Origin of the sequence: Iodobacter sp. CM08, from assembly GCF_033446605.1 — a bacterium.
Lineage (GTDB): Bacteria > Pseudomonadota > Gammaproteobacteria > Burkholderiales > Chitinibacteraceae > Iodobacter.
This window is the reverse complement of record NZ_JAWQUO010000012.1, coordinates 136596-142595: the sequence shown is the minus strand read 5'-3', so window position 1 is coordinate 142595 and position 6000 is coordinate 136596. Positions and strand designations below refer to the sequence as shown.

The window sequence follows — 6000 nt, the reverse complement described above, 5'->3', positions numbered from 1 at the left end:
GTTGTTCGAGTACTAATTTAACGGCTTCTGCACGAAATGCAGCGGTATAACGACTTGCCATGACTTACCTCCAGAGATGATTTTATCTCAATTGAAGGTGTCCATATTTAGCAGCCTACATCACTATTCGTATTGCAGCCCTTCCCACAGCGCATCCATCAGCACGCCATCTCTGTCTTCTGAGTATTCCCAAAAAAACGCCCCAGCTAAGCCGTGTTGCTTCACAAACGCCATTTTGTGGGCGATAGAGGCTTCGTCTTCATAGCTCACAAATCGATCGCCAGCCATTAACCACGGTGCTTTTGCATCGTCATCCCAATGCTTTACTGCACCAGCAGAAATCAGCTCATGCACGATTTTGCTATAGCTGGCCGCGCCATTACTTTTTTCGATGCCAGCCTCGCCTAAAGCAGGGGCAAGCAGGCTGCGGCCATAAAAGGCACAGCCCAAAACTAATTTGCTTGCGGGTAAGCCATTGGCCGTAAACAGCGCCACCGATTTGGCACAGCTATCGCCTTCAGGGTCGAGCGGGGTATTAAATAGATTGCTATGGTGGCCTGCTCGCTTGGCCCAGCCATTATAAAAATCGTAAGTCATTAGATTAACAAAATCGCATAGCTCGGCCACGGCTGGCATATCTACGCCATCTAAATAGTATTGCCCTGCACCAGCGGCAATACTTAATAAATAGGCATCAGGGCGTGATTCACGCTTTGCAAGGGTATTTAGTTGCCTGCGGATTTCGGCCAACATCAGCGTGAAATTGGCTTTATCCTCGGCACGGGATTTAATCCCAGCCATATCATTACTTGGGTATTCCCAATCTAAATCAATGCCATCAAAACCATGCAACTGCATAAAATGAATGGCCGACGCGGCAAAATACTCGCGCGATTTTGCCGTCAGCGCCGCATCTGAAAAGCCATCCGCCTCCCAGCCACCAATCGAAAATAGTAATTTAAGGTGAGGATGGCGCGAGCGTAAGCCGCGTAAATGGGCAATACCTTCTACGGCCCTTGGCTGGCTTTGCTCGGACGTTTTCTCCGTAAACAGCACGACATCACCATCATGGATATTGGCGAAGGCGTAGCAGATATGCGTAAGCCTTGCTGCATCTCGCTCTAAGGGCAAACCTGACCAATCCGCCCAGCCTGCGATATAGCCCAACAGCATATGTTTCATTATCCTTCTCCTCTAGGCATGCCGTGCCCCTACATTACAGCGCAGCCACTACCGACATTTCTACTTTATAACGCGGATCAGCCAAACGGGCTTCTACTGTGGCACGGCAAGGGGTATGACCGGCAGGCACCCATTCTGACCAAGCAATATTCATTGCATCGTAATCTGCCATATCAGCCAGATAAATCGTTACCGAAAGGATTTTTTGTTTATCTGAACCAATTTCACCCAATAATTTATCAATAAAAGCTAATACTTCAAGCGTTTGGCCTTTTGCATCTAATTCCAGCGTGTCGGCAATTTGGCCAGCTAAGTAAACCGTATTGTTATGCACCACGATTTCAGATAAACGCGGGCCGACGTGATAGCGTTGAATGGATGACATTTAGAACTCCTTTAAATAATATTAAAAATAATCCCACAATGCGCTGAGATTGCCAAATCTTAAACGATTCAGCAAAACCCAAGTCTTAAACCACGGAGGAAAAAGAGAATACAGAGGGCCACGGAGAAAAACATAAAAAGTGGAGGTTTTCTCTGTGAAACTCCGCCCCCTGTGTTTCAAGATTGGAGGTTTATGCTGGGGAGAAAATCCCGCTGCAGTATAGTAATGACAAAAAAGGCGAACCTTCGTTCGCCTTTTTTTATATCATCAAACCACGGTACGCAGTCGGAAAGAGAAATCTTGCAGCGCGGCAATCCCACTGGCCTCGGCACGACTGCACCAATCCTGCAAGAGTTTCACCAGCTCAGGGCGGGTTAGCGTGGAGCGCTCCCAAAGCCGCGTTAGCTCTTGGCGCATTTGGTAGATTTGCTCTAACACCGTGCTTTCTGCCAGTACCTTGGCTAGAATTTTCTGATCATGCTCAGGCGTGTCTTTGGCATCCTGTTTTAACCATATTTTCATTTGGCGTACTGGATCAAAATCGATTTGTGGCAGCTTGGCATTGCTGCGCATCCGCTCCACTTCATCCCCTACCGTCCCTTTTAAGGTGCGTGCGTAATTGGCGGCAATCGCATAACGATTGGCAATAATGGCCTGTAAAGAGGCTTCATCCAGCTCACGCTTAGCCGCATCTGACAGTGTCATTTTTGGCGCAATTTTACGCACCTTAGCCATGCCCAGCGTTTCAATAATGCGGATATACATCCAGCCAATATCAAATTCAAACCACTTATAAGACATCTTGGCCGATGTACCAAAGGTGTGGTGATTATTGTGCAGCTCTTCACCACCAATAATAATTCCCCAAGGAACAATATTAGTTGAAGCGTCTTCGCATTCAAAATTGCGATAGCCCCAATAATGACCAATGCCATTGATAATGCCAGCGGCAGTCAGCGGAATCCAGATCATTTGAATGGCCCAAATCCAGATGCCATTCGCCCCAAACAAGCAAAGATCAATCAATAACATAAGCACTGGGCCTAGGGTATTGTGCTTGCTATAGAGATTGCGCTCTAGCCAATCATCTGGCGTGCCGTGGCCATATTTTTGCATGGTTTCTGTATTGGCGGCCTCGGCGCGATAGAGCTCATAACCTTCCCAGAAAACCTTTTTAATCCCGTAAATCTGCGGGCTATGCGGGTCTTCTGCCGTTTCACACTTGGCATGATGTTTGCGGTGGATAGAAGCCCATTCTTTAGTGATCTGCCCAGTGGTTAGCCACAGCCAGAAACGAAAGAAATGGCTAGGGATTGCATGTAAATCCAGAGCGCGGTGCGCCTGATGGCGGTGTAAAAAAATCGTTACCGAAGCAATAGTGATGTGGGTCAGCACCAGCATCACCACGATATAGCCCCACCAAGGCAGCTCAATTAGGCCATTTAGCCAGGTCATTTTTATCTCCACTACGGGCATAAGCCTGTTCTATTTATCTGTAAGAGTAGATTCTACGCAAGACTAAGTCATCAGGCAGCATCAATCGGCGGCGGCATTACCGCAGGATTAAGTAGCGTGACTTCTCGACGTGGATAAGGAATTTCAATTTTATGCTCTTGAAATAATCGCCAGATCTTTAGATTTAGACTAGATCGCAAAGAAAGCTGGCCATTTTCAGGATCGGCCAGCCAAAAGCCCAAGACTAAGTTGATTCCATTATCTGCAAAGGCAGAAACAAACGCGCCTGGTGCTGGCTCACTGAGAATACGGGCCTCGCCTTCTGTCACAGAACGCAATAATCCTAAAACAAAATCTAAATCGGTTCCGTAAGCCACTTGAATCGGTAGCGACGTCCAAATCGATTTATCGTTATACGATTGATTAACCACGGTAGAGGTAATTAAGGTGTCATTTGGCACCAAAGCCTCGGTGCCATCGGCTGATTTTAAAACCACATAACGCGCTGTAATACTGCTAATAGTACCTAGTCGATTATCAATTTGTACTAAATCGCCAATTTTGATCGAGCGATCCAGCAAAATAATAAAGCCTGATAAATAATTAGACGCAATTTTTTGCAGCCCAAAGCCCAAACCCACACCCACTGCACCACCAAATACCGATAATACGGTGAGATCAATTCCCACCAGCGGCAGAGCAACTACAATCGCAATAATCAGTAATAAGACGCTAGATATTTTGGACAACACTACCCGTACATTCATATCCATCATTTGGCTGGACATCAAACGCCGCTCTAGCTCACGCCCTATCCACATGGCAATCAGCAAAGTGGCAGCAACTGATAATAAACCCTGGCCAATGGTCAAAACAGATATATGCGCTTTACCAATTGGAAAACGAATATCGTCTAATACTTCGGCGACTTCCGGCAAAATACCTAGCACATGTAAGGCATAAACGATCCAAATGGAGCCTGAAATATATTTTTCCCAGCGCATAACCCATGCCGCGCCATCAAATACACGGCGAATCACGTAAACCAAAATACGAATATTGGCCATTGCCAATAATAAAACACTAGCCAGCGCAATTAATTTTAGCGGATGCGCATACCATAGTTTAAGTAATGATCCTGATAGCATCACCAGCAAATAGGCATTTAAAGGGAAAAATGCGCGTAATAAGCCTTCCCCTCCCAAGCGCCAATGCCAGCTATTTTGATCAGGATTAACTCTATTTTTTACCGAGCGATTAACCCACCACGATACCCCCAGCGCCAATAAAATTAAACCAATCTGCGCAAAAAATATAGGGTTTAAATAGCCCTGATCACTCAGGTCATTAATAAAATCAATCAATAAATTATTACGTGTACTCATCAGCTTTGGCGTATCCGCTTAATAGTTTCGGTGGTGGAGGTTGCAAATAAAAAGGGGATGGAGTGCACGCTGCCACCCCAAGCTAATACCTGCTGGCTACCCACAATTTGCTCCGGCGCCCAATCGCCGCCCTTAACCAACACATCAGGGCGCACTGCTAAGATCAGCTCAAGTGGAGTATCGGTATCAAACCAAGTCACCATGCTAACGCATTCTAAAGCGGCCAATACGGCAGCGCGCTGCATTGTCGAATTGATCGGGCGATCATCGCCCTTACCCAGCCTTTTTACTGAGGCATCGGTATTAATAGCCACCACCAAGCCTGCTCCTAAGGCGCGCGCTTGCGCCAAACAAGTCACATGGCCACGGTGCAAAATATCAAAACAACCATTGGTAAAGACTAAAGGCCGTGGCAGGCTAGCAAGGCGAGCCGCTAATTGCTCGGGTGGGCAAATTTTTTGCTCAAATAAGGGAGAAGGATAATGATGCATGGTTATTATGGATTCCGAAAGGATTGATCATAAACAAGCACGGCTTATGAACAAAGTAATATTTTTAAGTACAGTTGTTTATGCTCAATATGCATTGGGCATTTTTTAAAGCATAAGTTAAGGATTACAAAGAAAGATGTTTTTTTAAGATGAGTAATCTATCTTACGCAAGCACACAATATACCCCTTCAATATCCCCCATCTTTTCAGGAAATAAGACCATGGCCACATTTCATCTCTTTATTATTGGCGACGAAATACTCTCTGGCCGCCGCCAAGATAAGCATTTTGCTCATATGCTGGAAACACTGAAAGCAAGAGGACATAAAATCGCTGCGGCGTATTATCTACCCGACGATGCAGATGTGCTGGCAGAGGCATTTAAACGTAGCCTAAACGCAGGCTATCAGGTGATTTCTTGCGGTGGTATTGGTGCAACGCCCGATGATCATACTCGGCAAGCCTTTGCTAATGCATTAGGGCTCCCACTGAGCTTGCATCCAGAAGCTGCTGAGCGAATCACTAGCCGTTTTGCAGAAGCCGCCTACCCCTACCGAATTCAGATGGCTTATTTTCCTGAAGGCTGCCAACTGATCCCCAATCCGGTGAACCAAGTCGCGGGCTGCTACTTTAAATCACATTATTTACTGCCAGGTTTTCCCAGCATGGCATGGCCGATGCTAGATTGGATACTCGATGAGCACTACATTGATGCTAGCCCCGAAACAACGCTCTCTTTTATCATGCTCAACGCCCGTGAAGGCGAGCTGATTGGCAAGATGCAAAGCTTTACCCAACGCTACCCCAATATCGCTTTTAGCAGCCTGCCCTCTTACGGCAATAGCCAGCACCCAGAGCCACATATCGAATTTAGCATTACGGCAGAAGCGACATTGGCAGTAGAGGCGATGGCATATTTAAAAGAATGTTTACATACTGTAAGTAATATTAAAAAATAATTAGCGGTGCATTTAATACTTTAAATATCTCTTTATATATTTAAACAATAAAATAATCATTTGCTAATATTATAAAAATACCACTAAATTCATATAAAACAATAAAAAACTTACAAAAAACATACTGGTTTGTTAAAAAAAAA

General features: G+C 45.5%; 6 protein-coding genes. 1 reads left to right on the top strand and 5 read right to left on the bottom strand.

All coding sequences use genetic code 11. The features are described from left to right. Nucleotides 1–123 precede the first annotated feature (123 nt). The 5 genes from R6242_RS08960 to rfaE2 all read right to left on the bottom strand — a co-directional run bounded on the left by R6242_RS08960 (nt 124) and on the right by rfaE2 (nt 4898). Nucleotides 124–1182 (bottom strand): glycoside hydrolase family 18 protein, encoded by a 1059-nt coding sequence (locus R6242_RS08960; protein ID WP_318426124.1) that lies wholly within the window; start codon nt 1180–1182, stop codon nt 124–126. A gap of 34 nt (nt 1183–1216) precedes the next feature. Further along, entirely contained in the window at nt 1217–1567 is a 351-nt protein-coding gene (locus R6242_RS08955) for a RidA family protein (RefSeq protein WP_318426123.1), read from the bottom strand. Between the two features lie 267 nt (nt 1568–1834). Next, the gene (locus tag R6242_RS08950; protein WP_318426122.1) at nt 1835–3022 is read right to left on the bottom strand and encodes a fatty acid desaturase; all 1188 of its coding nucleotides are present in this window, start codon (nt 3020–3022) and stop codon (nt 1835–1837) included. Between the two features lie 71 nt (nt 3023–3093). Then, nucleotides 3094–4407 carry a mechanosensitive ion channel family protein gene (locus R6242_RS08945; RefSeq protein WP_318426121.1) on the bottom strand — a complete coding sequence of 438 codons (1314 nt, stop codon included), beginning with the start codon at nt 4405–4407 and terminating at the stop codon, nt 3094–3096. Next, a complete protein-coding gene (gene rfaE2 / locus R6242_RS08940) occupies nt 4407–4898 on the bottom strand; it encodes a D-glycero-beta-D-manno-heptose 1-phosphate adenylyltransferase (protein WP_318426120.1) in 492 nt (163 codons plus the stop codon). Before rfaE2 ends, R6242_RS08945 begins: the two co-directional genes overlap by 1 nt. 221 nt (nt 4899–5119) lie before the next feature. Here rfaE2 and R6242_RS08935 point away from each other — a divergent pair, with 221 nt between their 5' ends. Then, a complete protein-coding gene (locus tag R6242_RS08935) occupies nt 5120–5857 on the top strand; it encodes a competence/damage-inducible protein A (protein ID WP_318426119.1) in 738 nt (245 codons plus the stop codon). Nucleotides 5858–6000: the final 143 nt, after the last annotated feature.

Excerpts from the sequence above, each read along its gene's own strand:
- R6242_RS08960 (WP_318426124.1), bottom strand. The coding sequence starts at position 1,182 with ATGAAACATATGCTGTTGGGCTATATCGCAGGCTGGGCGGATTGGTCA.
- R6242_RS08955 (WP_318426123.1), bottom strand. The coding sequence starts at position 1,567 with ATGTCATCCATTCAACGCTATCACGTCGGCCCGCGTTTATCTGAAATC.
- R6242_RS08950 (WP_318426122.1), bottom strand. The coding sequence starts at position 3,022 with ATGACCTGGCTAAATGGCCTAATTGAGCTGCCTTGGTGGGGCTATATC.
- R6242_RS08945 (WP_318426121.1), bottom strand. The coding sequence starts at position 4,407 with ATGAGTACACGTAATAATTTATTGATTGATTTTATTAATGACCTGAGT.
- rfaE2 (WP_318426120.1), bottom strand. The coding sequence starts at position 4,898 with ATGCATCATTATCCTTCTCCCTTATTTGAGCAAAAAATTTGCCCACCC.
- R6242_RS08935 (WP_318426119.1), top strand. The coding sequence starts at position 5,120 with ATGGCCACATTTCATCTCTTTATTATTGGCGACGAAATACTCTCTGGC.